Genomic DNA, 22,520 nt, shown 5'->3' with positions numbered 1-22,520 from the left:
AGACTCCTGTTGCGCCGATCGATGCCGGCGCGGTACCGGCGAATGGACGGCACCGCGGCTGCGGGTTGGAACCGATGCAATGTCTGGAGCGGTCTGGACATGGTGGCGTGCCGTGAACAACTTCAATAAATGCTCCGGTGGGGAGAAATATCGCCCGCATGCGGGGGGTGGCCTACTGACGTGGCTAGGGTACGCGACGTCCGGCATCAGCGCCGCCGGCAGAGCGAGGGGAAACAGCGACCGGACCGGAAATGACGGCACGGGATACGCGCCGTCGGAGAGCAGGCTGATCGTCGAGAAGAAGATGGTGCTCATCATCGACGACGATCCAGCTGTGCTCGGCGCCCTCAAGTTCGCGCTCGAAATCGAGGGATACGCCGTGCGTTGCTACACCAGCCCGACGGAGTTTCTGGAAGCGCACGACCTGCCCAGCAACGCCTGCCTCGTGGTCGACGAAAAGATGCCCGGCGCAAGCGGACTCGACATGCTCGCCTCGCTGGCGCTCGAACGCCGCTCCGCCATGCCGGCAATCCTGATTACCAGCTATCCAAGCACCACCCTGCGCGACCGGGCGCAGGCGCAGGGCATTCCGATTGTGGAAAAGCCGTTTCTCAACAATGCCCTGAGCGACGCCATCACTGCGGTTATGACGAGCTGGAAGAACTGAGCCGCCACGGGAAGCAGCCTATCGCCGGAGCGCTTTCCGAGCACATGGGAGCGTCAGCCCGATAAGCATTCGCTCATGGAAAATCGGACGCTCTCGCTCATGGAAAATCGAACGCTCATGGAAAATCGGAGCCGCGCTGCGGCTCCGTCCATTTTCCGGCCTGATGTCTTATTCCACAAACGATGCCGGGCCGGTCAGCGTGGTGTGATCCTGCACCGTGCGGACGCCAGGAATGCGCTCCGCGGCAACGCGCAGCGCAGCGCGCTCCGTGGGCGAGACCGCCTGTCCCCATAGGTGAACAATGCCATCGGTGACGACGATGGTGTTTTCGAGCCGCCGGCCCCACGGCTGGCTGGCGAGTTCCAGCAGCAGCGCCTCACGGATGGCGCGGTCGCCCTCTGTAGGCTGCGCGCGGGTATCGGCCACGGAAGCGTAGGCGCGCACCAGATCGCTGCGGCTGACGATGCCGACGAGCTTGTCGCCCTCCACTACCAGGACGCTGTGAATGTTGTGGCGTTCGAGAACGTCGGCGATCTCGGCGAGTTCGGCATCGGGACCGATCCGGGGCTGGTCGGTGCGCATGATGTCGCCTGCCCGCAATCCGCGCGAGCGCACGTAATCCTGCTGCAGCACGGCATCGCTCGTGAAGAACTCCGCCAGCCGCGAGCGCCGCCGCTCGGTGCCGGTCTCGATACGGCGCAGGAAATCGTCCTCCGAGACGACGCCCGCCACCCGGTCGTGCGCGTCGAGCACCGGCAGGCTGCCGATGCGATTGCGGACGAGCAGGTCTGCGATCTCCGCCAGCGGCGCATCGACTCCAACGGTGATGACATTGGCTGTCAGGATATCCCGCGCTTTCATGGCTTCATTTCCTCACCGGTCAGGGCCCGCCGCGACAAACGCCTGTCGTCGCGCGACGATAGCATATTCCGCAGTCTTCGCGTTGCGCCATATCACATCCGGAAAGGCGGGTGCGCGCCAAAATGCCGCTGTCCGAAATGCCTTGTGCATCAAGGGTGCGACGGAGCGTCCTCTTTCAAAAAAAATTGATTCTAATCAAGGAGACGATACGCAACGCAGACCAAAGCTGTAACGATTGTAAAGCTGGGCAGGCTGATGTCCGGACATAAGGCCCCGGCGACGACACAAGTGGCGGATAGACACCATGGCGCAAGCGATCGCACCCCAGAAGCGTATGACATTCGGCGAGGCCGGAACGGCCGCCGCCTTGGCTGCGTTCACGTTTCTGTTCATCCTGATCGGGGCGAAGGCCCATACGACGGAATATTCGTTCCACGCCTTTCTGCTGGCGGCAGCAAGCGCGTGGGGCGTGTTCAAGATCATCGACCGATTCTACGCCCGCCCGGCGGAATTGCCGCCGCGAGAGATCGACGGCCGGCCGAACTACAACTTCGAGCCGGTCAAGTTCGCCACCGTCGCGGCGGTGGTCTGGGGCATTGCCGGCTTTCTGGTTGGCGTGATCATCGCGTTGCAGCTTGCGTTCCCGGAACTCAACCTGTTCCACTGGATCAACTTCGGCCGCCTGCGCCCGCTGCACACCTCCGCGGTGATCTTCGCATTCGGCGGCAACGTGCTGATCGGGTCGTCGTTCTACGTCCTGCAGCGCACGTCGCATGCCCGCCTCGCGGGCGACATCGCGCCGTGGTTCGTCGTGCTCGGTTATAACCTGTTCATCGTCATCGCCGGCACGGGCTACCTGCTCGGCATCACGCAGTCGAAGGAATACGCCGAGCCGGAATGGTACGCCGACCTGCTGCTCACCGTCGTCTGGGTTGCATATCTGCTGGTGTATCTCGTCACGCTGTCGCGCCGCAAGGAGCCGCATATCTACGTGGCGAACTGGTTCTATCTCGCCTTCATCATCACCATCGCGGTGCTGCACCTCGGCAACAACGCGGCGATCCCGGTGTCGATCTTCTCGCCGAAATCCTACGTGCTGTGGAGCGGCGTGCAGGACGCGCTGATCCAGTGGTGGTATGGCCACAACGCCGTGGGCTTCTTCCTGACGGTGCCGTTCCTGGCTATCATGTATTACTTCGTGCCGAAGCGCGCGGAACGTCCGGTCTATTCCTACCGGCTGTCGATCATCCACTTCTGGGCGCTGATCTTCATCTACATCTGGGCAGGTCCGCACCACCTGCACTACACCGCCCTGCCCGACTGGGCGCAGACGCTCGGCATGACGTTCTCGATCATCCTCTGGATGCCTTCGTGGGGCGGCATGATCAACGGCCTGATGACGCTCTCCGGCGCGTGGGACAAGCTGCGCACGGACCCGGTCCTGCGTCTCATGGTCGTGGCCATCGCCTTCTACGGCATGGCGACGTTCGAGGGCCCGCTGATGTCGGTGCGCGAGGTAAACGCCCTGTCGCACTACACGGACTGGACCGTGGGCCACGTGCATTCCGGTGCGCTCGGCTGGGTCGGCTACATCTCCTTCGGCACGCTCTACTGCCTCGTCCCGTGGCTGTGGAATCGCAAGGGGCTGTATTCGTTGCGTCTGGTCTCGCTGCACTTCTGGATCTCCACCATCGGCATCGTGCTCTACATCACGTCGATGTGGGTGGCAGGCATCCTGCAGGGCCTGATGTGGCGTGCCTACACCAGCCTCGGCTTCCTTGAATACTCGTTCATCGAGACCGTGGAGGCGATGCACCCCTTCTACCTGATCCGGGCACTGGGCGGCATCCTGTTCCTGATCGGCGCGCTGATCATGGCCTACAACCTCTGGATGACCGTTAAGTACGGCGAGGCTGCCGATACCGTTCCCGAAACCGCCGCCAAGCCGGCGCTGACGCCCGCTGAATGAGGACGACCATGTCGCTTTGGCAAAAACACGCGATCTTCGAGAAAAACTCGATCATTCTGCTCCTCGGCATCGTCATCGTGGTCGCCATAGGCGGCCTCGTCGAGGCGGTTCCCCTGTTCTACCTGAAAAGCACGATCGAGACGGTCGACGGCATGCGTCCGAGGTCGCCGCTGGAACTCGCGGGCTTCAACATCTACGTCCGCGAGGGCTGCTACAACTGCCACAGCCAGCAGGTCCGCGTGCTGCGCGACGAGGTGGAGCGCTACGGCCACTACTCGCTGGCTGCGGAGAGCATGTACGATCACCCCTTCCAGTGGGGCTCCAAACGTACCGGACCCGATCTGGCGCGCGTCGGCGGCAAGTATTCGGACGGCTGGCACCGCGACCATCTGCGCGATCCCAAGTCAGTGGTACCCGGCTCGGTGATGCCGCCATACGGCTTCCTTGAGCAGCGGGAACTCGACTTCAGCCGCATTTCCGACGACATGCGCGTGCTGCGCGTTGCGGGTGTGCCCTATACGGAAGAGATGATCGAGCGGGCGACGGCGGACGTCACCATCCAGGCGACGCTCGACGATCCCGACGTCGACGGCCTGCGCTCGCGCTACCCCAACGCTGTCGCGCGCAACTTCGACGGCAACCCGGGCCGCGTCACGGAGGCGGATGCCCTGATCGCCTACCTGCAGCACCTGGGCACCCAGGTCGACTTCAAGCTGTACGACAACAAGGCCAACATCCGGTAGCGGGAAGGCGAACATGAGCACCTACCAAATGCTTGCAGGGTTCGCCCAGACATGGGGCCTGCTCTACTTCATCGGCGTATTCATCGCCATTCTGGTTTATGCCCTCGCCCCCTCGCGCAAGCAGGGGTTTGAAGAGGCCGCGCGCATTCCGTTGCGGGAGGACTGAGGATCATGGCGCACACCGACACGACCGACCACGGCCATGCCCCGCAGGTCGACTCCCTGACGGGCGTCTCCACCACCGGCCATGAGTGGGACGGCATTCAGGAACTCAACAACCCGCTGCCGCGCTGGTGGCTGTGGGTGTTCTACGCCACCATCGTGTGGGCGATCGGCTTCTGGATCGCCTTTCCCGCGTGGCCGCTCATCTCCTCCTTCACGCCCGGCATTCTCGGCTGGAGTTCGCGCGAGCAGGTGGCGGAACAGCTCAACGATCTGCGCGAGCAGCGCAGCGCGATGATGACCCGCCTTGAGGATTCCACGACGGCACAGATCGAGTCCGATCCTGAGCTGCTGAGCTTCGCACGTGCACTCGGCAGGCCGGCGTTCGGCGACAACTGCGCACCCTGCCATGGCGCGGGCGGCGGCGGCGCTAAGGGCTATCCGAACCTCAACGACGACGCCTGGCTCTGGGGCGGCACGCTCGCGGATATCGAGCAGACGATCCGCTTCGGCATCCGCTCCGGCCACGATGAGGCGCGAGTTGGCGACATGCCCGCCTTCGGCCGCGACGGCATGATCCCGCGCGCGGACATCGTCGCGGTTGCCGACTACGTGCGCTCCCTTTCCGGCCTGCCGGTGGAGAACAAGGCCAACCTGACGACGGGTGCGAAAATCTTCGCGGACAACTGCGCCTCCTGCCACCAGGCCGGCGGCACGGGCAGCCGGGAACTCGGCGCCCCGAATCTCACCACGGGCATCTGGCTGTTCGGTCCTGAGCGCGAAACCATCATCGATGGCGTCTGGAACGGCCATGGCTCGGTGATGCCGGCCTGGCAGGGCCGCCTCGACGATACGACTATCAAGGCCCTCACCGTCTTCGTCCACACGCTGGGCGGCGGCGAGTAACACCGGTTTCCGGTGGGCCTTGCCACCGGAAACACTTCATGCCCGTGCGGCACATGATGTAACGATTTAAATTCGAGTAAGCGCCATGGCGACGACCCGCGTCATCGACACCACCACGCCCTCCAGCGACGAACCGCTGTTATTCGAGGCGCAAAAGAAGATATATCCGCAGAAGGTGCACGGCACGTTCCGGCGGATCAAGTGGATCGTGCTGGTCGTCACCCTCGGCATATACTACCTGCTGCCGTTCGTACGCTGGGACAGGGGCCCCGACGCGCCCAACCAGGCGGTGCTGATCGACTTCGTCACCAAGCGCTTCTATTTCTTCGGTGTCGAGATCTGGCCGCAAGAGTTCTACTATATCACCGGCCTGCTGATCCTCGCCGCGCTGATCCTCTTCCTGATGAACGCCGTCGCCGGGCGCGTCTGGTGCGGCTATCTCTGCCCGCAGACCGTCTGGACGGACCTCTTCCTCGCGGTGGAGCGCCTGACCGAGGGCGACCGGCGCGACCGCATCAAGCGTGACAACGGGCCGCTGACGCTGGATACGATCCTTCGGCGCACGGCCAAGCATACGCTCTGGCTGATCATCGCGTGGTGGACCGGCGGTGCCTGGGTGCTCTATTTCGCCGACGCGCCGACGCTCGTGTGGCAACTGGCGACCTTTACCGCGCCGGCGATGGCCTATGTCTGGATCGGCATCCTCACCTTCACCACCTACACGCTCGCCGGCCACATGCGGGAGCAGGTCTGCCTCTACATGTGTCCGTGGCCGCGCATCCAGGCGGCGCTGACCGACGAGGAGGCGCTCAACGTCACCTACCGTTACGACCGCGGCGAGCCGCGTGGCTCGGTGAAGCGCAACGCAGCGCTGCGGGCCAAGGGCGAGGCCGCCGGCGACTGCATCGATTGCTATCAATGCGTCAACGTCTGCCCGACCGGCGTCGACATCCGCCACGGGAGCCAGCTGGGTTGCATCCAGTGCGGGCTGTGCATCGATGCCTGCGACGCGGTGATGGAGAAGATCGGCCGGCCGACGCGCCTGATCGCCTACGACACGGACCGCAACGTCCGCGCCCGCACCGAGGGCAAGCCGACGCATGTCCGCCTCATCCGCTGGCGCACCCTCGCCTATGTGGCTATCATCGCCGTCGTCGGCGGCGCGATGCTCTATACGCTGCTCACGCGCTCGACGGCCGGCATCAATGTGCTGCATGACCGCAACCCGGTGTTCGTGCGCCTTTCCGACGGCTCCGTCCGCAACGCCTACACGCTGCGGGTGATCAACAAGAACCGCGATGCACGCACTTTCGAGCTGACCGTCATGCGTCCGGACGGCACGCCGCTGCCCGGCGCGCAGCTCTCCGCGATCGGCGATGAGGACGCGGCGGACGGGCGTGTGGCCCTCACCATCGGTCCCGACCAGACGCGGGAGGTGCGCGCCTTCGTCACCATTCACGACGAGCCGCGCGGCACGGCGCCCGACAATGCGGATATCGTGTTCCGGATCAGGGACGAGAGCGGCACGTCGGGCGCCAGCGCGCGCGACCACTTCTTCGGCCGTTAACAGGGGAACAGATCCATGCCGACCACCATGCCCTCCCCCGCGCCCGTCAGCCCCCGTCGCGGGCGCGAGCGCCGCCTGACGGGGCGCACGGTGCTGCTGTGCCTGATCGGCTTCTTCGGCGCTGTCGCCGCCGTCAATGTCGTGATGATCCGGGCCGCCATCTCCACGCACGGCGGCGCGGAAAAGATCAGCAGCTACCGCGCCGGCCTCAACTTCGCCCGGGACCGCGAAGCCGCCGAGGCGCAGAAGGCGCTCGGCTGGCAGGTGGACGTCATGCTGCCGCATCGCGCGGGCACGGTCGGTCTGAAGCCCGCCGGCGGTCACGGATGCCTCGTGCCGCAACATGCCTGCGTCGCAACCGGCGCGACTTCCGTCTCCGTGAGGGATGCGCAGGGACGGCCGCTCGCGGGCCTCGAAGCGACACTCGTCCTCGCCCACCCGACGGATTCGCGGCGCGATCGGTCGATCCCGCTCGCGGACAGGGGTAACGGCATCTATGAGGCCGACATCGCTGTCACGCCCGGGAACTGGAACCTCGACCTCGATATCGAGCGCAACGGCGAGCAGATGTTCCGCTCGTCGAGCCGCGTGGTGCTGAACTAGAATCTGTCCTGTTTACGTTGAAACAGGACAGATTCTCGATTCCTTATTTTGAGCGAATTCTGATCGGAACGCGCTCTGGGAGAGAGTCCATGACAGCCGCCGCCCTCGACCTGACCGGCTTCATCCGCCATGAAAACGGCGCGGCGCGCCTCGACCTGGCTGTCGAGGGCATGACGTGCGCCGCCTGCATCGGCGAGATCGAGCACGGGCTGCAGGAATTGCCGGGCCTTGTCGGCGCGCGCGTCAACTACAGCCGCCACAGGCTCACGGTGAACTGGGACGAGCGGAGACTCACACCCTCCGCCATTCTCGATGCCCTTCGCCGCCTTGGCTACCGCGCCCAGCCCTATGTCGCGCGTGAGGCCGAAGAGGCTGAGGCGCAGCGCATGCAGCACCTGCTGAAATGCCTCGCCGTCGCGGGCTTCGCGTCGATGAACGTCATGCTGCTGTCGGTTTCGGTATGGGCGGGCAACGTGTCCGACATCACGCCCGAAACGCGCGACATGTTCCACTGGATCTCGGCGCTGATCGCCCTGCCGGCGGCAGCCTATGCCGGGCAGCCGTTCTTCTCCAGCGCCTGGCGGGCGATACGCAGCCGGCATCTCAACATGGACGTGCCGATCACGCTCGGCATCATGCTGGGGCTCGGCATGTCCATCGTCGAGACCATGAACCACGCCGAGAATGCCTATTTCGACGCCGCCGTGACGCTGCTGTTCTTCCTGCTGTGCGGGCGGGTGCTCGATCAGGCCATGCGCCGCAAGACGCGCGCGGTCGCCGGCAATCTCGCGGCCCTCAAGGCGGCGACCGCCCGCCGCGTCGAGGCCGATGGAACGCTGACCCTCACCCCGGCGGAGGCGTTGCGGCCCGGCGAGCGCGTGCAGGTGCTGCCGGGTGAGCGCGTGCCGGCGGACGGCCGGGCGCTTTCGGGCGAGAGCGCCGTCGACGAGAGCCTCATCACCGGCGAGACGCACCCGCGCGACGTCGCCTCCGGCGACACCGTGTACGCCGGCAGCCTGAACCGCAACGGCACGCTGACGCTGGAGGTCACCGCCGCGGGCGAAGCCACGCTGATCGACGACATCGAGCGGCTGCTCGAAGCCGCGCAGGAGGGCCGCTCGCGCTACCTGCACCTGGCGGACCGGGCCGCCCGCGCCTACGCGCCCATCGTCCACGGCGCGGCACTGATCACGCTGGTCGTCTGGATGCTGACCGGCCATTCCTTCCACGACGCGGCGATCACGGCCATCGCGGTGCTCATCATCACCTGTCCCTGCGCGCTGGCGCTTGCCATTCCCGCCGTGCAGGTTGTAGCCGCGGGCACGCTTTTCCGGGCCAATCTCCTGCTCGGCTCCGGCGATGCGCTGGAGCGGCTGGCGGAGGCCGACACCATTGTCTTCGACAAGACCGGCACGCTGACCGTGCCCGATCCGCGTGTCGCCAATGCCCCCGACGTGCCGGCAGACCTCCTCGCGGTCGCGGGCCGGCTGGCTCTGTCGAGTTCGCATCCGCTGTCCGCCGCTGTCGCGCGGGAAGCCGGCCGCGCCGCGCCCTTCGAGGCGGTGGAGGAGCATCCCGGTGAAGGGGTGCGCACCGTCGCGGGCGGCGTGGAGACCCGGCTCGGCAGTCCGGCCTTCTGCGGCTTCACGGACCACCCGCAGCCTTCCGGCGCGGACACCTCGCTCGTCGCGGTGATGCTCGGCGACCGGCGCGCGCTGCTCGAAATCCGCCAGACGCTGCGCGCCGACGCGGTGAGGGTGGCGCGGGAGCTTGCGCGCCAGGGCCTGTCGCTGATCGTGCTGTCCGGCGACCGGCCCGATGCGGTGGCGCCGGTGGCCGGGCAGCTCGGCATCGAGGCCTGGCGGGGCGGATTGAAGCCGCAGGACAAGATCGCGGCGCTCGCCGCGCTGAAGGCGCAAGGCCGCAAGGTACTGATGGTGGGCGACGGCCTTAACGACGCGCCCGCGCTTGCCGCCGCGCATGTCTCGCTGTCTCCGGTGACGGCGGCCGATCTCACGCAGGCGCAGGCGGACGGCGTCTTCCTCGGCGACCGCCTCGCCCCCGTCCTCGCCGCCGTGAGGGTCAGCCGCCGGGCGCGGCGCCTGATGTTGCAGAACCTCGGCATCGCCGCCATTTATAACCTGATAGCGGTGCCGCTGGCCTTCCTCGGCCAGGTGACGCCGCTGGTGGCGGCGGTGGCGATGTCCGGCTCGTCGCTGCTGGTGACGGCGAACGCATTGCGCGCCCGCCTCGGCGCGGACAGGGACGCACGGGCGGAGCCCGCCGTGACGGCACCGCCGGGCGTCGCAATACAGGAGGGTTTGTCATGACCGTATTGCTCATTCTTGTGCCGCTTGCGCTGACGCTCGGCCTCGGCGGGCTCGCCTGCTTCATGTGGTGCATGCGCAACGGCCAGTATGACGATCTCGAAGGCGCGAGCCTGCGCGTGCTGAGCGACGACGACCTGCCCCCCGCCGCCCGCCCGGACCAGCGGGGATGAGCCTGCCGATCGGCGAGTTCACGGCCCGCGCCGGCAGGCTCGCCTGCCTGTGCGCGCCCTCCGTGCTGATCGATGATCGTGCCGTGAGCCGCCATGTCAACCGGCTGGCGGCGGGCTTTGCGCTTGCGGTGTTGTCGCAGGTGCTGATGGTTGGCACGCTGCCGCTTGCCGGGGCGTTTCTCGCGCCGCGGCCGTGGATGGCTCCCCTGCCCTATGCGGCCATGCTGATCGGCGCGACGGTCGCCACCTTTCCTGCCTCCTTCCTGATGGACGCCTTCGGTCGCCGCGCGGCCTTCGCGCTCGGCGCGAGCCTCGGCATCGCCGGGGGTATCATGTCCGCCTGGGCGCTCCTCAACCAGCAGTTCATCCCGCTGATGCTGGGCGCGTTCTGGCTTGGCATCTCCAACGGTTTCGGACTGTTCTACCGCCACGCGGCAGCGAGCGTCACCGGCCCCGCCGACCGCAGGGCGGCTATCGCCGCCGTGTTCGGCGCCGGCGCGTTCGTCGGCTTGATCGCACCCTCGCTCGCCGGCTTCGCGGAAGGCCTCGCCGCACCGCGCCTGTTCGTCGGCACGGCGCTGGCGGCAGCGGTTGCGCAGGTCGGCGCTTTCGCGCTGGCGCTGACCCTGCCGTCCGTCTCCCCACAGATGGCGGAAGCGCAGGCGGCCGAAATGCCAGCCGCGCGCACGCAGGACTGGCGGACGGTGATCGGCGCGACCTTCGCCGGCGTCGTGGCATGGATGGTCATGACCATGCTGATGGCCGCCGCTCCTCTCGCCATGGCCGGGTGCGGCCTTTCCCCCGGCCTCATCTTCGCGGGCATCTCCTGGCATATGGTGGCGATGTACGCGCCCGCGCTCTTCACCGCGCATCTCCCGCAGGGCGTGACACCACCGCTGGTGGCGCTGGGCGGCCTGTTGCTGCTGGCACTCGGCGTGCCGGTTTTCGCAGCCGCGGAAACGGCGGCCGCGTTCACCCTGGCGCTGGCGCTGCTCGGCGCGGGCTGGTCGGTCTGCGTCGCGGGCACCACGCAATGGCTGCACGAAAACGGCCCGCCGTCCCGTCTCGTGCTGGCCCTGCACGACGGCACGGTGCTGCTGGCGGCCGTGCTCGGCGCACTGTTGGCGGGGCAGATTCCGCTTCCAGCCTGAGATCATGACATTCGTATGGAATCCGCCTTTGCGCGCGGCATGGCTGCACTGCAACATGGGCGATTGTTTTACTATTCGAATTCGATAACGCTTACCGTCCGAACTGAATACCCTGCCCGCGCCGTGGCGCGGCAACGCATCTGCCGGCCGGAATCGCCTTCATGCCCCTGTCCCTGCTTGCTCTCGCCGCTGCATCGTTCTGCATCGGCACAACCGAATTCGTCATCATGGGCCTGCTGCCGGAAGTCGCCCAAGACCTCGGCGTCAGCATTCCGGCTGCGGGGCATCTGGTGTCCGGCTACGCGCTCGGCGTGGTCGTGGGCGCGCCCATCGTGGCAATCGCCACAAACGGCCTGCCGCGAAAGGCGACGCTGATCGCCCTCACCTGTGTGTTCATCTTCGGCAACGTGCTGTGCGCCATCGCGCCCAGCTACTGGCTGCTGATGGGCGCGCGCGTGGTGACGGCCTTCTGCCACGGCGCCTACTTCGGCATCGGTGCGGTGGTGGCGGCGGGCCTCGTGGCGCGCAACAGGCGCGCGCAGGCGGTGGCGCTGATGTTCGGCGGCCTGACGCTGGCCAACATCCTCGGCGTCCCGGCCGGCACGGCGCTTGGCCAGCAGTGGGGGTGGCGCGCGACCTTCTGGGCCGTTGCGCTGATCGGCGTCGCGGCGGCGCTGGCGCTCGTGCTGCTCGTCCCCGCGAACATCGCCAACCCCAAGGCGAGCATCATGCGCGAGTTCCGCGTGCTCGGCAAATCGCAGGTGCTGCTTGCCATGGGCATGAGCGTGCTCGCTTCCGCCAGCCTGTTCTGCGTCTTCACCTATATCGCGCCTCTGCTGCGCGAGGTCTCGGGACTTGAGCCGCATCACGTGACGTGGGTGCTGCTGCTGTTCGGCGTGGGCATCACGATCGGCAACTTCCTCGGCGGCCGGCTGGCCGACTGGCGGCTGATGTCGTCGCTCGTCGGTATTTTCACCGGGCTTATCGCCCTGCTCGTGGCGCTGCATTTCGCGGCTCCGATATGGCAGGCCGCCGTCGCGGTGATCTTCGTCTGGGGCATCGTGGATTTTGCGGTGACAGCGCCGCTCCAGCTTCGTGTCGTGGATACGGCGAGCGAGGCGCCGAATCTGGCGTCGAGCCTGAACCAAGCCGCCTTCAATCTCGGCAACGCGGGCGGCGCCTGGATCGGCGGCACCGCGCTGACGCTGGGCGCGGGCTACGGCAGTCTGCCGCTGGTTTCCGCCGTGCTGGCGGCGGGCGGGCTCGGCCTCTGCCTGCTATCGCAGAATCTCGACCGGCGCGCCATCGGCGCACCCGCCCCCCTCACCTGAAACCTCGCCGACCGCCAGCCTGAGCAGCGCCGCGAGTTGCGGTTTGTCGGCCGGACAGTCGGCGGCGAGCCAAAGCGCCTTCGCCCGCTCCAGCACCTGCCCCATTCGCGGCCCCGGCGGCACGCCCGCCGCCGCCACATGCTTGCCCGTCAACGGAAACCGCGGCACGGCCTCTTCACCCTTCGCGAAGCTGGCCAGCAGCGCGCGCGCCGCTTCTTCCACACGGGGGCGCGGCTCGCCATCGACAATGGCCAGCGCATCGGCGACAGCGGCAACGCCGTGGAGCACGACGAGGCGGCGCAGCGTCCGGGTGTCGAGCGCCTCCGGCCTTCCGTGCAGATGCGCGATCAGCGCCGCCGCCTTCGACAGACGCTCGTGTTCGTCATTCGACAGCCGCAGTCGTTCGCGCAGCCGGTCGGCATCTTCCGCCACCGAAACCGAAAGGGCGAGAAGTCGCAGCGTGGCGTCTTCCGACTGGCCGCAAACACGGGCGAAGCGGCCGAGTTCCGCGACGCCGCCCGTCATCATGGACAACAGGCCCGCGTCGCTCAGCGCCGTGACCACCGCAGCCGCGCGACGCGCGACGAGGATGCGCAGCAATTCCGCCCGCACACGCTCGCGCGACAGGCGGAACAGCCCCGCCCGCTCGCGGATGCAGGCAGCGAAACCGTCCGCGTCGAGCACCGCCGCGCCATACTCGGCCGAGAAGCGGAAGAATCGCAGGATACGCAGGAAATCCTCGCGGATGCGTGTCGTGGCATCGCCGATGAAACGCACGCGCCGGGCCTCGATATCCGCGAGGCCGCCGGTAAAATCGTGGATGCGGCCGGACTTGTCGAGATAAAGGGCGTTGATGGTGAAGTCGCGCCGCTGCGCATCCTCGCCGAAATCGGTTCCGAAGGCCACCTCCGCGTGGCGGCCGTCGGTCTCGACGTCCCGGCGCAAGGTGGTGATCTCGAACGGGCGCCCGTCCGCGACGACGGTGACGGTGCCATGCTCAATGCCGGTCGGCACCGCCTTCAGCCCCGCTGCCCGCGCGAGACGCATGACATCGCGCGGGTGGGCGGTCGTCGCGCAGTCGATGTCCTTGACGGGCACGCCGAGCAGCGCATTGCGCACTGCGCCGCCGACGACGCGCGTATCCGCGCCCTCGGCGTCCACCGCCGCGAGCACGCGCCGCAGCACCGCGTCACCGAGCAGATCCCGGACGCACTGCGGCAGGCTCATTGGAAGTGCCCCGGCACCAGCTTGCCGTCCTCCAGATGCGAAGGCACATAGGCGCCCGCGTTTCGTTCGGCCGTCAGCCCGGCGATGACGAAGCCCACGATGGCGACGGCAAGTCCCGCGATGACGAGCCATGGCACGTGGCCGTCCCACGCCTCCCGGGTGAAGGGGCTGCGCCGGCGCAGAAAGAGATAGATGCCGAACAGGAAGAACGGGCTGAGAAACAGGACGAGCGCCTCGAAAACCGCTCTGCTCATCGCGCCGTTCCGCAGTTCGGACATGCTTTCATGGCCCGTAAAGCCTTTCGTAGAGGTTGCGGATGATTCCCGCCGTTGCTCCCCAGATATAGCGCTTGCCCCACGGCATTGCATAATAATGACGCAGCGTACCGTGCCACTCGCGCGCGTGGCGCTCGTGGTGGTTGACGTCCATGAGGAAATCGAGCGGCACCTCGAACACGTCGTCGACCTCTTCCGGGTTGGGTCGCGGCGTGAAGCGCGGATCGACGAGCCCCACCACCGGCACGATGGCATAGCCGGTTGCTGACAGATAGCCGTCGAGATAGCCGAGCGGGCACACGAGTGAAGCCGGCAGGCCGATTTCCTCATCCGCCTCGCGCAGCGCTGCCGCGAGCGGCGACGGATCTTCCGGATCGATCTTGCCGCCGGGAAAGGAAATCTGCGCGGGGTGCTGGCGCAGTGTGGCGGCCCGCTGGGTCAGCAGCATGGTATAACGCACCCCCGACGGCGCCTCGTGCGGGATGAGCGGCACGAGCACGGCGGCAGGGCGGATGGGAGAGATGGACGGCAGCGGATCGCCAAGCGCGTGGTCTCCCCCCGTGTGGGGGGCCGACCGGTCCGGCGGGTCGCGAACCAGGCGCGCCTTCAGATGGGCGATGAGATCGTCGTCGGTGTAACTCAGGCTTGTCACGCCAGCTCCTCGCTGAAAAAGGCGGAGCGTTCGGCGATGGGGAAGAACGCCTCGCCGGAGGGGATGCCCACCATCATGCGGCCGTCGACCGTGCGCTCCTCCGCCAGCGCCAGCAGATCGGGCACCAGCGCGCGCGTCAGCCGCGCCCACAGGTCGCCGCGCACCTTCACATAGGGGCGGAAGCCGCCGGCGGCGTCCGTGCGGAAACACAGCGGGCAAGCCTCGCCCACCTCCACGGCATCGTCGACGTTTGTGCGGAAATGCACACGGCGCGACACGGAATCGACGGCCATTTCAACGGCAAGGAACGGCACGTCGTCGACCTTTATCCCCACCTTTTCGAAAGGCGTGACGAGGACGTAGCGCTCCCCCTCGCGGCGCAGGATGGAGGCGAAGAGGCGCACCAGCGCCGCGCGCCCGATGGGCGTGCCCTGGTAGAGCCAGGCGCCGTCGGCGGCAATCCGCATATCGATGTCACCGCAATCGGGCGGATTCCAGCGCTCCACACCCTCCCGCGCACCCGCGCCGCGCGCAGCCGAAAGCAGGCGCGCCAGCCCTTCCGGCGCGTCGTGCTGAACACCGGCCGGATCGCCGCCCGCCGGCTGCATCTCTGGCGCTCTTGTCATCTTCGCCTCCCGGAATGGCGTCACCCGTCAACGCACGGTACAGCCATATGCATGCACGGTTGCCGTTTTTTTGCATCGCCCGATTCATGACACGGGTTAACATCATAACATAGTCATGACCGGCCTGATTCTCCGCGGTGGCGCTTGACTGGCGCCGCACGGGCGCCCCACAACAGAAGGGCGAGTCGCGCCGGCATTCTGCGACTCGCTGAATCGCGGGAATAGCACTAGTTTACCGGTTCGGGCGTTTTCAGGCCGAAAAAGTGGTATCCACTTTTCTGACGACGCCAGACCGCAGAGAAACGCCAGGTTGCACAGGAACGGAAACGATGACCGCCACAGCGCCCGATGATGCCACCATCGCCGCCACCGCCATCGTCGCGCAGGCGGAATCAGCGCTCGCCGCGATCGCACGTGCGCGCGAGGCGATCGGCGCCGTCATCTTCGGGCAGGAACGGGTCGTGGAACTCGCGCTCGTCACGGTGCTCGCCGGCGGCCACGGGCTGCTGGTCGGCGCGCCGGGCCTCGCCAAGACGCGCCTGGTGGAGACGCTCGGCACCGTGCTCGGCCTCGACAGCCAGCGCGTGCAGTTCACGCCGGACCTGATGCCCGCCGATATCCTCGGCAGCGAAATCCTCGACGAGTCGACATCCAGCCAGCGCAGCTTCCGCTTCGTGCGCGGGCCCATCTTCACCCGGCTGCTGATGGCCGACGAGATCAACCGCGCCAGCCCGCGCACGCAATCGGCCCTGCTGCAGGCCATGCAGGAAGGCCACGTGACGGTTGCCGGCGTGCGCCACGATCTGCCGCATCCCTTCCACGTTCTCGCGACGCAAAACCCGATCGAGCAGGAGGGCACCTATCCGCTGCCCGAGGCGCAGCTCGACCGCTTCCTGCTGCAGATCGACGTCGGCTATCCGGACCGCGACACCGAACGGCGCATCCTGCTGGAAACCACCGGCACGCAGGAGGCGAAGGCTTCCGCCGCCTTCGGCGCCGAGACGCTCGTCGGTATCCAGCGCCTCGTGCGACGTCTGCCGGTGGGCGACAGCGTCGTGGAGGCCATTCTCGATCTCGTCCGCTCCGCCCGCCCCGGCGGGGACGGGCCGGTTGAGGTGCAGACTGTCGCGGACAAGCTTTCCTGGGGGCCGGGACCGCGCGCCAGCCAGGCGCTGACGCTCGCCGCCCGCGCCCGCGCGCTGGTACAGGGGCGCCTCGCACCCTCGCTGGAAGACGTGCGCGCACTCGCCGAACCCGTGCTCAAGCATCGCATCGCGCTCACCTTCGCCGCACGCGCGGAGGGCGAGACGGCGGAAGGTATCATCGCCCGGCTCGCGGCGCGCATCTGACGAATAAACTGATTGATTTGCAACTTGATACGTTTATTTCCTGAACAGGCCTATGAGCATGGCGCAAGTGGCGATCCTGCCTGACCGCAGCCGTTTTCCCGGAACGGGAGAGCGCGGGAGAGCGCGCGAGCTTGCCGCCCGCCTGCCGCGTCTCGTGCTGGAAGCGCGGCGTGTGGCGACGAGCCTTGCCCATGGCATTCACGGCAGGCGCCGGGCTGGGCCGGGCGAGAGCTTCTGGCAGTTCCGCCCCTTCACTTCCGGCGAATCCGCCAGCCGGATCGATTGGCGCCGCTCCGCCCGCGACAGCAAGCTCTACGTGCGCGAGCGCGAATGGGAGGCGGCGCAGACCATCGAATTGTGGATAGACCGTTCCGTGTCCATGGCGTTCGCCTCGTCACTGGCGCGTGCGCCGAAGGTGGAACGCGCCGTCGTGCTGGGGCTGGCACTGGCCGACACGCTGGTCGCCGCCGGTGAGCGCGTCGGCTGCCTCGGCCTGCTCGCCCCGCGCGCCTCCCGTCATATCAGCGAACAGATCGCCGAAGCCCTCGCGGCGGATGTTGCCGGCGCCGACCGGGACCTGCCGCCCGCCGCGCCGCTACGTCAACGCAGCGAGCCTCTGCTCATCGGCGACTTTCTCGTTCCATTGCAGGATATTGAAGAGACTATCTCATTCATCGCTTCAAACGGCGCGCGTGGCCATGTGCTGCTTGTCGTCGATCCCGTGGAGGAGACATTTCCGTTTAGCGGCCAGACGGAACTCATTGATCCTGAAAGCGGCGCGCGCCTGCATCTGGGCGACGCGGCCGGATGGGGCGAGGATTACCGGCGGCGTTTCCAGGCGCATCGCGAAGGCCTGCGTGCCATCCTCACGCGCTACGGCTTCACGCTCACGGTGCACCATACGGACAGACCGGCGAGCGAGGCGGCGCTCAGGGTGCTGACGCTGCTTGCCAGCCGGCGCAACGGGGGCGCGTGACATGTTCGGGCTGGATTTTCTCGGTCTGCCGCTCGCCTTCGCCGCACCGTTGACGCTACTCGCGCTCGCTGGCCTTCCGGCGCTCTGGCTGCTGCTGCGCATCACGCCGCCCGCGCCGCGCCGCATCGCCTTCCCACCGCTGCGGCTGGCGCTGGACCTCGCACCCCACCGCCAGACGCCCGCGCGTACACCGTGGTGGCTGTTGCTGCTGCGGCTGCTGATCGCGGCGCTCATCATTCTCGCCGCCGCCTGGCCGGCATGGAACCCGCTGCCCGCCATGCCCGGCAACGGGCCGGTGCTGCTGCTGCTCGACAACGGCTTTTCGGCCGCGAACGACTGGCCGGCGCGGGTGAGCGCGGCCCGCGACATTCTCGCCTCCGCGAGCCGCGACAAACGGCCCGTCGCGCTCGTGGGCCTCGCCGACGCGCCGGGCGACATCGCGCTCGACAGCGGGGCCGACGCAGGCGAGCGGCTGCGGGCGCTGGAGCCGCGCCCCCATGTGGCGGAGCGCGCCGCGCACCTCGAATCCATCCGGCGTTTTCTCGACTCCCATGCCGATGCGGCCATCGCCTGGGTCGGCGACGGCACCGCTGTCAGCGCTGCAGGCGCGGGTATAGCAGACGCGGAGGCGACCTTCGCCGCGCGCCTCGACGCCCTGCGCGGCGCGCGCGCGCTGGATGTCCGCGCGGAGCCCTTCGCCGGCGCTCTTGCCCTTGCCGGCAGCCGCAACACGCGCGACGGGCTGGAGGTGACGGTGACCCGCGCCGACCCCCGTGCCCCCGCGCAAGGGCGGTTGCGGGCGGTCGATTTCCGCAGCCTTCCCCTCGGCGAGGCCGCCTTCGCTTTCGGAGACGGCGCGACCGAGGCGACGGCGCTGTTCGATCTGCCGATCGAAATTCGCAACGCCGTCGCGCGCGTCGACATCGCCGGGCAGGCATCGGCCGGCGCGGTGACACTTGTCGACGACCGCCAGCGCCGACACCGGGTCGGGCTGATTTCCGGCGCGGGCGCGGATACGGCGAGCCAGCCGTTGCTGTCGCCGACCTTCTATCTCGCCCGCGCGCTCGAACCCTTCGCCGAATTGCGCGAGCCGCGCGGCGCGCTGCCCGATGTCGTCGCGCGCCTGATCGACGAGAACGCGACCGTGATCGCCCTCACGGACATCGGCGTCATCGACCGCCAGACGGCCGCGAAGCTGGAGGCCTTCGTCGAGCGCGGCGGCGTACTGCTGCGCTTCGCCGGCCCGCGCATGGCCAACAGTGACGAGACGCTGGTGCCGGTACGCCTGCGGCAGGGCGAGCGCACCATCGGCGGCGCCCTCTCGTGGGATACGCCGAAGACGCTCGCACCCTTCCCGGAGACAGGCCCGTTCCAGGGGCTCGACGCGCCGCAGGAGATCACCGTGATGCGGCAGGTGCTGGCCGAGCCCGATGCCGATCTCAACCGGCGCACGTGGGCCGCCCTGTCGGACGGCACGCCCATCGTCACCGCCGACCGGCGCGGCGAGGGGCTGATCGTGCTGGTGCATGTGACGGCGGATTCCACGTGGTCGAACCTGCCGTTGTCGGGCACCTTCGTCGAGATGCTGCGCCGTATCATCGCCATGGCCGGCCGCCACGCCGCCGCACAGGACAACACCGCGGCCGATGCGCCGGGCGCCTCCGCGGAAACCGTCTCGCCGCTGCGCGTGCTCGACGGATTCGGCGCTTTCCGCAGCCCGCCCGCGACCGCGCGGCCTGTTCCCCGCAACGGCGCCGTCAGCGCCTCGCGCGATCACCCGGCGGGCTTCTACGGCACCAACGAGGCACCGCTCGCGCTCAACGTCCTGCGCGACGGCGACCGCCTCGCGCCGCTCGATCTCGGCCCGCTCGCCGGTGCCGTCAAACCCCTTTCCTCGCCGCAGAGCTTCGACCTGCGCCTGCCGCTGCTGCTGGCCGCGCTGGTTCTTTTCATGGCAGATACGCTGATCGGCGCCCTGCTCGGCGGCAGGCGGCGCGGACGGCTGACATACGCAGGGGCCGGCTCCGCCCTGCCGGTGCTTCTGCTCGCGGCGGCGCTTCTCGCCCTGCCCGCCGCGCCGTCCCTCGCGCAGGCGCCGCTCTCCGACATCGACCGTCAGGCGGCGCTTCACACGCGCCTCGCCTATGTCCTCACCGGCAACGGGGAGGTGGACGAGACGAGCAGGGCGGGCCTGGCCGGGCTTGGCCAGGAACTCGCGTTCCGCACGTCGTTCGAGCCGGCCGATCCCGTCGGCGTCGATCCGGCGACCGACGAACTGGCCTTCTATCCTCTGATCTACTGGCCCATCGCCGCCGATGCTCCGCCGGCCTCCGAGGCGGCGCTGCGCAAGATCGATGCCTACATGAAGGCAGGCGGCACGGTCATCTTCGACACCCGCGACGCCTGGAGCCAGGGCGCCGGTGGCGGCTCGCCGACGCCCGAGACGGCGCGGTTGCGGCAGATGCTGGCCGGCATCGACGTGCCGGAACTCGAACCTGTGCCGCCCGACCATGTCCTGACCAAGACCTTCTTCCTGATGGACCACTTCCCCGGCCGCTACGCCACCGGACAGACGTGGGTGGAGGCGCTGCCGCCCGCGCCGGAGGGCGAGCCGCGCCCGGTGCGCAGCGGCGACAACGTGTCGCCGATCATCATCACCGCCAACGACCTCGCGGCCGCCTGGGCGCTCGACGACTTCGGCAACCCGCTTTACCCCACTGTCGGTGCCGATCCGGACCAGCGCGAGATGGCGGCGCGCGGCGGCATGAACATGGTCATGTACGTGCTCACCGGTTCCTACAAGGCCGACCAGGTGCACGTGCCGGCACTTCTCGACCGGCTCGGGCAATAGGATGCCGGCATGATCGCGGACGCCTTTCCCACCCTCGGCTTTTCGCCCCTGCTGCCGCCAGCCGTCCTCGCCGGGCTCGCGGTGGCCGCGCTGGCCGTTTGCATCGCCGCCGCCATCCGCCGCGGGCTGTGGAGCGGTCTGCTGCGCGGCGTGGCGATGGCGCTGCTCATCGGCGCGCTCGCCAACCCCGCCCTCGTATCGGAGGAGCGGGAGCCGCTCAACGACATCGTCGTCGCCGTCACCGACCGCAGCGCCTCACAGAAGCTGGGGCCGCGCGAGGCACAGACGACGGCGGTGAGCGAAGCCGTCGCCCGGCAGATCGGCGCCCTGCCCGGCATCGAGCTGCGCCGGATCGAGGTGGCGGAAGGTGAAGGCGGCGACGGCACGCGGCTCTTCGGCGCGCTGTCGCGCGCGCTGGCCGATGTACCGGCGGAGCGTGTCGCGGGCGCGATCCTGATCACTGACGGCGTTGTCCACGACATCCCGGCAAGTGTGAACGCACTCGGCTTCACCGCGCCGTTGCACGCGCTTGTCACCGGCGAGCGGCAGGAACGCGACCGGCGCGTGGCGCTCGTCGACGCGCCGCGCTTCGGCATCGTCGGCCGCAGCCAGACCATCCGCGTGCTCATCGACGAGCGCGGCGGCCCCGGCACGGCGCGCCTGACGGTGCGCCGCGACGGCACCCTGCTCGGCTCCGTGCAGGCCCCGGCCGGGCGGCCGGCGCCGCTCTCCATTCCCATCGAGCACCCCGGTCCCAACGTGCTGGAACTGGAGGTCGAGCCGCTGGACGGCGAACTCACCGCCGCCAACAACCGTGCCGTGCTGACCATCGAGGGCGTGCGCGACAAGCTGCGCGTGCTGCTGGTTTCGGGAGAGCCGCACCCAGGCGAGCGCACCTGGCGCAACCTGCTGAAATCCGACGCGAACGTCGATCTTGTGCATTTCACGATCCTGCGCCCCCCGGAAAAGCAGGACGGCACGCCGATCAACGAGCTGTCGCTGATCGCCTTTCCCACACGGGCGCTGTTTCAGGAACGGATTCAGGACTTCGACCTGATCATCTTCGACCGTTACGCCAATCTCACGGTGCTGCCGCCCATCTATTACGACAACATTGCCGACTACGTGCGGCAGGGCGGCGCGCTGCTGCTTGCCGCCGGCCCCGAGTTTTCGGGCGCGTCGAGCGTGGCGCGGACGTCGCTCGGCGCCATCCTGCCGGCGACGCCGGACGGGCGGATCCATGAGACGGATTTCCGCCCCCATGTCACCGCTACGGGCGGACGCCACCCCGTCACGCGCGACCTGCCGGGCGGCGCCTCCGCCGGCACGCAGGCGAGCTGGGGCACGTGGCTGCGCCAGATCGGCGCGCACGTGCACGGGGGTGAAACGCTGATGGACGGCGCGGACAACCTGCCGCTGCTCATCCTCTCCCGCCACAAGCGCGGGCGCATCGCGCTGCTGCTGTCCGACCACGCCTGGCTATGGGCGCGCGGCTTCCAGGGCGGCGGGCCGCATGTCGATCTGCTGCGCCGCCTCTCTCACTGGCTGATGCGCGAACCGGCGCTGGAGGAAGAGGCGCTACGCGCCACCGCACACGACGGCTTCATTGCCATCGAGCGCCAGACCATGGCGGACGCGCCGGCCCCCGTCACGCTGACCGCACCCGACGGGCAGACGCAGACCGTGACGCTCACGCCCGTCAAGCCCGGCCTCTTTTCCGCCACCGTGGAAAACCGACAGCTCGGCCTTTACCGGCTGACGGACGGCACGCTTTCCGCCTTCGTCAACGCCGGCCCCGACAATCCGCGCGAGCTTACCGATGTGTTCAGCGACACCCAGCGCCTCACGCCGCTGGCGCAGGCCACGGGCGGTTCCGTGCGGCGTGTGGACGGCGCGCCGGCTGTGCCGCGCATCGAACTCGTCCATGCCGGGTCGACCTTCGCCGGCGATAACTGGATCGGCCTGCGTCCCAGCGGTAGCGCCATCGTCCGGGGCGTGCGCGAGTTCCCGCTCGGCATCGGCCTCGCCGGCCTCGCGCTGCTCATCTGGGCGGTGCTCGCGGCGTGGATCATGGAAAGCCGGCGCCGGAAGGCATAGCGCCTTC

General features: G+C 68.2%; 20 protein-coding genes. 15 read left to right on the top strand and 5 right to left on the bottom strand.

Annotation, left to right across the window (positions count from 1 at the left end; genetic code table 11):
- The first annotated feature begins 79 nt into the window (after window positions 1-79).
- Entirely contained in the window at window positions 80-667 is a 588-nt protein-coding gene (locus FHS82_RS07725) for a response regulator transcription factor (protein WP_166950625.1), read from the top strand.
- A gap of 168 nt (window positions 668-835) precedes the next feature.
- On the opposite strand, the gene FHS82_RS07720 is transcribed toward FHS82_RS07725, so the two are convergent.
- On the bottom strand, window positions 836-1,528 hold the full coding sequence (locus tag FHS82_RS07720; protein ID WP_166950623.1) for a CBS domain-containing protein: 693 nt from the start codon (window positions 1,526-1,528) through the stop codon (window positions 836-838).
- Between the two features lie 304 nt (window positions 1,529-1,832).
- Between FHS82_RS07720 and ccoN the strand changes: the two genes are divergently transcribed.
- From ccoN to FHS82_RS07670, 10 genes are all read left to right on the top strand, one after another.
- Window positions 1,833-3,497, top strand: coding sequence for a cytochrome-c oxidase, cbb3-type subunit I (ccoN, locus tag FHS82_RS07715; RefSeq protein ID WP_166950621.1), 1,665 nt, complete (start codon window positions 1,833-1,835; stop codon window positions 3,495-3,497).
- A gap of 8 nt (window positions 3,498-3,505) precedes the next feature.
- On the top strand, window positions 3,506-4,240 hold the full coding sequence (gene ccoO, locus FHS82_RS07710) for a cytochrome-c oxidase, cbb3-type subunit II (RefSeq protein ID WP_166950619.1): 735 nt from the start codon (window positions 3,506-3,508) through the stop codon (window positions 4,238-4,240).
- A 13-nt stretch (window positions 4,241-4,253) separates the two neighbouring features.
- Window positions 4,254-4,406, top strand: coding sequence for a cbb3-type cytochrome c oxidase subunit 3 (locus tag FHS82_RS07705; protein ID WP_166950617.1), 153 nt, complete (start codon window positions 4,254-4,256; stop codon window positions 4,404-4,406).
- A 5-nt stretch (window positions 4,407-4,411) separates the two neighbouring features.
- Window positions 4,412-5,308 (top strand): cytochrome-c oxidase, cbb3-type subunit III, encoded by an 897-nt coding sequence (gene ccoP, locus FHS82_RS07700; RefSeq protein ID WP_166950615.1) that lies wholly within the window; start codon window positions 4,412-4,414, stop codon window positions 5,306-5,308.
- Between the two features lie 85 nt (window positions 5,309-5,393).
- On the top strand, window positions 5,394-6,875 hold the full coding sequence (gene ccoG, locus FHS82_RS07695; protein ID WP_166950612.1) for a cytochrome c oxidase accessory protein CcoG: 1,482 nt from the start codon (window positions 5,394-5,396) through the stop codon (window positions 6,873-6,875).
- A gap of 15 nt (window positions 6,876-6,890) precedes the next feature.
- Window positions 6,891-7,478: a FixH family protein gene (locus FHS82_RS07690; RefSeq protein ID WP_166950610.1), complete on the top strand. Its 588-nt coding sequence runs from the start codon at window positions 6,891-6,893 to the stop codon at window positions 7,476-7,478.
- Window positions 7,479-7,567: 89 nt separating this feature from the next.
- Window positions 7,568-9,808 carry a heavy metal translocating P-type ATPase gene (locus FHS82_RS07685; protein WP_166950607.1) on the top strand — a complete coding sequence of 747 codons (2,241 nt, stop codon included), beginning with the start codon at window positions 7,568-7,570 and terminating at the stop codon, window positions 9,806-9,808.
- Window positions 9,805-9,978, top strand: coding sequence for a cbb3-type cytochrome oxidase assembly protein CcoS (gene ccoS / locus FHS82_RS07680; protein WP_166950605.1), 174 nt, complete (start codon window positions 9,805-9,807; stop codon window positions 9,976-9,978). The genes FHS82_RS07685 and ccoS overlap by 4 nt, the downstream gene beginning before the upstream one ends.
- A complete protein-coding gene (locus FHS82_RS07675) occupies window positions 9,975-11,129 on the top strand; it encodes a sugar porter family MFS transporter (RefSeq protein ID WP_166950603.1) in 1,155 nt (384 codons plus the stop codon). Before ccoS ends, FHS82_RS07675 begins: the two co-directional genes overlap by 4 nt.
- Before the next feature lie 161 nt (window positions 11,130-11,290).
- The gene (locus tag FHS82_RS07670) at window positions 11,291-12,460 is read left to right on the top strand and encodes an MFS transporter (protein ID WP_166950600.1); all 1,170 of its coding nucleotides are present in this window, start codon (window positions 11,291-11,293) and stop codon (window positions 12,458-12,460) included.
- Here FHS82_RS07670 and FHS82_RS07665 read toward each other — a convergent pair.
- The 4 genes from FHS82_RS07665 to FHS82_RS07650 are packed head-to-tail and all read right to left on the bottom strand — an operon-like array spanning window position 12,407 to window position 15,240.
- The gene (locus tag FHS82_RS07665) at window positions 12,407-13,687 is read right to left on the bottom strand and encodes a CCA tRNA nucleotidyltransferase (protein WP_166950598.1); all 1,281 of its coding nucleotides are present in this window, start codon (window positions 13,685-13,687) and stop codon (window positions 12,407-12,409) included. The genes FHS82_RS07670 and FHS82_RS07665 overlap by 54 nt on opposite strands.
- Window positions 13,684-13,941 carry a DUF6111 family protein gene (locus tag FHS82_RS07660; RefSeq protein WP_166950596.1) on the bottom strand — a complete coding sequence of 86 codons (258 nt, stop codon included), beginning with the start codon at window positions 13,939-13,941 and terminating at the stop codon, window positions 13,684-13,686. Before FHS82_RS07660 ends, FHS82_RS07665 begins: the two co-directional genes overlap by 4 nt.
- Window positions 13,942-13,969: 28 nt before the next feature.
- Entirely contained in the window at window positions 13,970-14,614 is a 645-nt protein-coding gene (locus FHS82_RS07655; RefSeq protein ID WP_166950594.1) for a CoA pyrophosphatase, read from the bottom strand.
- Entirely contained in the window at window positions 14,611-15,240 is a 630-nt protein-coding gene (locus FHS82_RS07650; protein ID WP_377700217.1) for a DUF1285 domain-containing protein, read from the bottom strand. The genes FHS82_RS07655 and FHS82_RS07650 overlap by 4 nt, the downstream gene beginning before the upstream one ends.
- 329 nt (window positions 15,241-15,569) lie before the next feature.
- On the opposite strand from FHS82_RS07650, the gene FHS82_RS07645 reads away from it, so the two are divergent.
- The 4 genes from FHS82_RS07645 to FHS82_RS07630 are packed head-to-tail and all read left to right on the top strand — an operon-like array spanning window position 15,570 to window position 22,513.
- A complete protein-coding gene (locus FHS82_RS07645; protein ID WP_166950592.1) occupies window positions 15,570-16,589 on the top strand; it encodes an AAA family ATPase in 1,020 nt (339 codons plus the stop codon).
- A gap of 58 nt (window positions 16,590-16,647) precedes the next feature.
- The gene (locus FHS82_RS07640) at window positions 16,648-17,565 is read left to right on the top strand and encodes a DUF58 domain-containing protein (protein WP_166951387.1); all 918 of its coding nucleotides are present in this window, start codon (window positions 16,648-16,650) and stop codon (window positions 17,563-17,565) included.
- Window position 17,566: 1 nt separating this feature from the next.
- Complete coding sequence (locus tag FHS82_RS07635) at window positions 17,567-20,416, top strand: DUF4159 domain-containing protein (protein ID WP_166950590.1); 2,850 nt, start codon at window positions 17,567-17,569, stop codon at window positions 20,414-20,416.
- A gap of 9 nt (window positions 20,417-20,425) precedes the next feature.
- Complete coding sequence (locus FHS82_RS07630; protein ID WP_166950588.1) at window positions 20,426-22,513, top strand: hypothetical protein; 2,088 nt, start codon at window positions 20,426-20,428, stop codon at window positions 22,511-22,513.
- Window positions 22,514-22,520: the final 7 nt, after the last annotated feature.

The sequence above is a fragment of the Pseudochelatococcus lubricantis genome (assembly GCF_011762225.1).
GTDB lineage: Bacteria > Pseudomonadota > Alphaproteobacteria > Rhizobiales > Beijerinckiaceae > Pseudochelatococcus > Pseudochelatococcus lubricantis.
Note: the sequence above shows the minus strand (reverse complement) of the source record. Positions and strands in the feature narration are given on the sequence as shown.

What these genes read in the sequence shown, in the direction of transcription:
- FHS82_RS07685 (WP_166950607.1), top strand. Translation starts at nt 7,568, where the DNA reads ATGACAGCCGCCGCCCTCGACCTGACCGGCTTCATCCGCCATGAAAAC.
- FHS82_RS07705 (WP_166950617.1), top strand. Translation starts at nt 4,254, where the DNA reads ATGAGCACCTACCAAATGCTTGCAGGGTTCGCCCAGACATGGGGCCTG.
- ccoN (WP_166950621.1), top strand. Translation starts at nt 1,833, where the DNA reads ATGGCGCAAGCGATCGCACCCCAGAAGCGTATGACATTCGGCGAGGCC.
- FHS82_RS07675 (WP_166950603.1), top strand. Translation starts at nt 9,975, where the DNA reads ATGAGCCTGCCGATCGGCGAGTTCACGGCCCGCGCCGGCAGGCTCGCC.
- FHS82_RS07690 (WP_166950610.1), top strand. Translation starts at nt 6,891, where the DNA reads ATGCCGACCACCATGCCCTCCCCCGCGCCCGTCAGCCCCCGTCGCGGG.
- FHS82_RS07660 (WP_166950596.1), bottom strand. Translation starts at nt 13,941, where the DNA reads ATGAGCAGAGCGGTTTTCGAGGCGCTCGTCCTGTTTCTCAGCCCGTTC.
- FHS82_RS07725 (WP_166950625.1), top strand. Translation starts at nt 80, where the DNA reads ATGTCTGGAGCGGTCTGGACATGGTGGCGTGCCGTGAACAACTTCAAT.
- ccoS (WP_166950605.1), top strand. Translation starts at nt 9,805, where the DNA reads ATGACCGTATTGCTCATTCTTGTGCCGCTTGCGCTGACGCTCGGCCTC.
- ccoG (WP_166950612.1), top strand. Translation starts at nt 5,394, where the DNA reads ATGGCGACGACCCGCGTCATCGACACCACCACGCCCTCCAGCGACGAA.
- FHS82_RS07645 (WP_166950592.1), top strand. Translation starts at nt 15,570, where the DNA reads ATGACCGCCACAGCGCCCGATGATGCCACCATCGCCGCCACCGCCATC.
- FHS82_RS07640 (WP_166951387.1), top strand. Translation starts at nt 16,648, where the DNA reads ATGGCGCAAGTGGCGATCCTGCCTGACCGCAGCCGTTTTCCCGGAACG.
- ccoO (WP_166950619.1), top strand. Translation starts at nt 3,506, where the DNA reads ATGTCGCTTTGGCAAAAACACGCGATCTTCGAGAAAAACTCGATCATT.
- FHS82_RS07650 (WP_377700217.1), bottom strand. Translation starts at nt 15,240, where the DNA reads ATGACAAGAGCGCCAGAGATGCAGCCGGCGGGCGGCGATCCGGCCGGT.
- FHS82_RS07630 (WP_166950588.1), top strand. Translation starts at nt 20,426, where the DNA reads ATGATCGCGGACGCCTTTCCCACCCTCGGCTTTTCGCCCCTGCTGCCG.
- FHS82_RS07670 (WP_166950600.1), top strand. Translation starts at nt 11,291, where the DNA reads ATGCCCCTGTCCCTGCTTGCTCTCGCCGCTGCATCGTTCTGCATCGGC.
- ccoP (WP_166950615.1), top strand. Translation starts at nt 4,412, where the DNA reads ATGGCGCACACCGACACGACCGACCACGGCCATGCCCCGCAGGTCGAC.
- FHS82_RS07665 (WP_166950598.1), bottom strand. Translation starts at nt 13,687, where the DNA reads ATGAGCCTGCCGCAGTGCGTCCGGGATCTGCTCGGTGACGCGGTGCTG.
- FHS82_RS07635 (WP_166950590.1), top strand. Translation starts at nt 17,567, where the DNA reads ATGTTCGGGCTGGATTTTCTCGGTCTGCCGCTCGCCTTCGCCGCACCG.
- FHS82_RS07720 (WP_166950623.1), bottom strand. Translation starts at nt 1,528, where the DNA reads ATGAAAGCGCGGGATATCCTGACAGCCAATGTCATCACCGTTGGAGTC.